The sequence below is a fragment of the Alistipes sp. CHKCI003 genome, assembly GCF_900021155.1.
In the GTDB taxonomy this organism is placed as follows: Bacteria; Bacteroidota; Bacteroidia; order Bacteroidales; family Rikenellaceae; genus Alistipes; species Alistipes excrementavium.
The window spans coordinates 1-2354 of the sequence record NZ_FCNT01000039.1 but is presented as its reverse complement, the minus strand read 5'-3'; the positions used below and the strand labels follow the sequence as shown (position 1 = coordinate 2354).

Below are 2354 nucleotides of genomic sequence, written 5' to 3'. Positions count from 1 at the left end.
CCGCCCCAGAGGGCCCACAGCAGGATCATCCACATCCACTCCCAGCCGTAAGCGTTGCCGTTACGGTTGTTCCCGTTCATCAATGCGGCCACGAGGTTGCCGTCCATCGCGCCGCCGTTGTCGAACACTAACGTTTTTTCGTTCATAAATAAAGACTTTTTACATGATACGCGCTCGCATCGGGGAGCGCTTTTCCGGTAAGCTCACAATGCAAAAGTCTCGATTTCCGGCGCAGCGATCAAGCGTTACAGTCGCCGTACGAACGCAGTTTGGACGCAATACGAACCAAAAGGGTTTCGAACATCCGACCGCTCTGTCGGCGCCGCAGGTCGAACTGCGAAATCATCTTCTCCACGGGCCGGCGCGAGTAGTTCATCAGGGCCGAAATCACAGGGGCATGGAATCCTCGGCGCCAGAGAAAATGCACCAGCAAATAGCGGGCGTCGACGAGCTCGGCGTTCTTGGACTTGGACAAGATTCGCTCTCGGGGTATTTCCGTCTCCTCGGCCACTACCCGCACGATGCGTTCGAATATTTCCGATTTGCACATGTCCGATATTATATTTATTTTTGTAAACCTCTTACGTATAAAATAGAAGGTGCCACAACACCTAAGGGCAATCGCCCCTGTCGTGGTGTTGTGGCACCTTTATCATTCTGCCGGAGGTAAGAGGACGGCGAACGAAGGCAGGGGCTTCTTATATCGGCCCCTCAGATCGAATTCAAATGAATCGCCGTGCGAGCGTAACGATGTTCTTACGGAGGACGAACGCTATGACGACGAGAAGCACCCAGAATCCTTTCATCTTCGTCTGCTGCCACCACGTCAGCTTGCGTTCGACCTCGACGATTTCGGTATTCGCCCGGTCGCGGTAAACGATGCTGTCCCGATATATTACCTTTTTTTCGGTCGGCACGGGCCGTTTCCGGGGCTTGTTGGCGAGCGAGTGGAACAAGGTTCCATCGTCATTGATTCGGGCGTCGGAAACGGCGTACGACGTTTCCAGATGGCTCGTCGTGTCCCGCACGGTCTGCCGCTCGCTTTGGGCCGGAACCTCGACGAATACCGTATCGGGGATATACTCGGTCCGCACGATCGTCTCGACCCGCACGCTGTCGGCAGTCGAGACGACGAGGCGACGGCACGGAGTGCAGGAGGCGGCGAGCGACATCACGGACAGTAATACGCATCCTATTACGAAATAGACTGCCACGAGCAGGGCCTCATTTAGAATAACCTGCTTTTTCATGCCGTCATGGGTTTATATTTCCCGCCTACCATCGAGAGGAATTGCCGCCGCTGTCCTCCCTGCCGGTTCTTGTATCCGATGTGAATCCAGCGGGGAGTGCCGGCTGAGTTCTCGTCTTCGGAGATCATCTGGTCGAACGCCTTTCCGGTCAGATACGATCGGCAGAAGTCCTTGAACTCGTCCAGACGTCCGTTCGCGGGCACGAGGTCGAGAGCGAATCCGCAGCAGTGGGCCGAGGTCGCCGATCCTCCGACCGCTTCGTTGAGCCGGAATCCGCGGTAGCCGGATGTAACGTTCAGTGCCGGCGTTCCCCACAGCTCGTGAGCGCATCGCACGGCCCACGCTTCGCGCAGGGGGTCTATGAGTTTTTCGACGGTCGCCTCAAGGTTGCGGCGGTGTTCGTCGGTCGGGGTGTTCGCGAGGCCCATGCGGCGGGCCGTGTCGGAGCGCGTAAGCTCCGCAAGGGTGAAGTGCTTCATAAATCGCAGTTATCGGATAAGCCGGTGATAAAAGTCGAGTTTGATGTTGTCGTATGCGGTCCGCACATTGGTATAGGCCCGTCCGTTGTTGGGGCCTTGCGTATCGTAGAGCTCTCCTTCGATGACAGCGGCCACCTGTTCGATCCATTCGCGCGAGGTATACTCGGAAAGTTTGCGCCCGCGGAACGAATAGCAGTCGAACTTGCTGTTGCGGTCTTCGTACAGGACGGTCAGCAGCCGGCGAATCTTCGCCGCCGTGGCTTCTCTGTCGGCGATGTGGTTTTCCTCCCGTATCTTGCGTATCATGCGGCAGACTTTCTCCACCGACAGATCGAAGAAGCAGTTGGTTGTCGTCTTGATGCGCAGCATCGTCTCGGGGCGAAGACCCTCGGACAAATCGTTCAGCAGGTCATTCTGCGTGCGCGTCTGCTGCAACAGCTCCTCCATGCCGTTGCGGTTGTCGGCGATGATGCCGTCCACGAGATTTTTGAACCACCGGAAGCAGGCCACCATCATCCCCATCGACAGAATCAGAAAGCAGGCGGCCGCAATGGCCAGCATCCCGAAGTCGCTGATTCCGCGTGCTACGGTCGTGATGTCGTTTACATGTGTCATATCTCTGCGG

4 protein-coding genes are annotated in these 2354 nt (G+C 56.9%); all 4 read right to left on the bottom strand.

What is annotated here, in order from left to right:
* Window positions 1–238: 238 nt before the first annotated feature.
* The gene (locus BN3659_RS05035; RefSeq protein ID WP_091535082.1) at window positions 239–550 is read right to left on the bottom strand and encodes a hypothetical protein; all 312 of its coding nucleotides are present in this window, start codon (window positions 548–550) and stop codon (window positions 239–241) included.
* Window positions 551–722: 172 nt separating this feature from the next.
* On the bottom strand, window positions 723–1250 hold the full coding sequence (locus BN3659_RS05030; protein ID WP_091535080.1) for a hypothetical protein: 528 nt from the start codon (window positions 1248–1250) through the stop codon (window positions 723–725).
* The gene (locus BN3659_RS05025) at window positions 1247–1729 is read right to left on the bottom strand and encodes a D-Ala-D-Ala carboxypeptidase family metallohydrolase (protein ID WP_091535079.1); all 483 of its coding nucleotides are present in this window, start codon (window positions 1727–1729) and stop codon (window positions 1247–1249) included. Before BN3659_RS05025 ends, BN3659_RS05030 begins: the two co-directional genes overlap by 4 nt.
* A 9-nt stretch (window positions 1730–1738) precedes the next feature.
* The gene (locus BN3659_RS05020; RefSeq protein WP_253181061.1) at window positions 1739–2290 is read right to left on the bottom strand and encodes a hypothetical protein; all 552 of its coding nucleotides are present in this window, start codon (window positions 2288–2290) and stop codon (window positions 1739–1741) included.
* Window positions 2291–2354 lie beyond the last annotated feature (64 nt).

Excerpts from the sequence above, each read along its gene's own strand:
- BN3659_RS05035 (WP_091535082.1), bottom strand. The coding sequence starts at position 550 with ATGTGCAAATCGGAAATATTCGAACGCATCGTGCGGGTAGTGGCCGAG.
- BN3659_RS05030 (WP_091535080.1), bottom strand. The coding sequence starts at position 1,250 with ATGAAAAAGCAGGTTATTCTAAATGAGGCCCTGCTCGTGGCAGTCTAT.
- BN3659_RS05025 (WP_091535079.1), bottom strand. The coding sequence starts at position 1,729 with ATGAAGCACTTCACCCTTGCGGAGCTTACGCGCTCCGACACGGCCCGC.
- BN3659_RS05020 (WP_253181061.1), bottom strand. The coding sequence starts at position 2,290 with ATGCTGGCCATTGCGGCCGCCTGCTTTCTGATTCTGTCGATGGGGATG.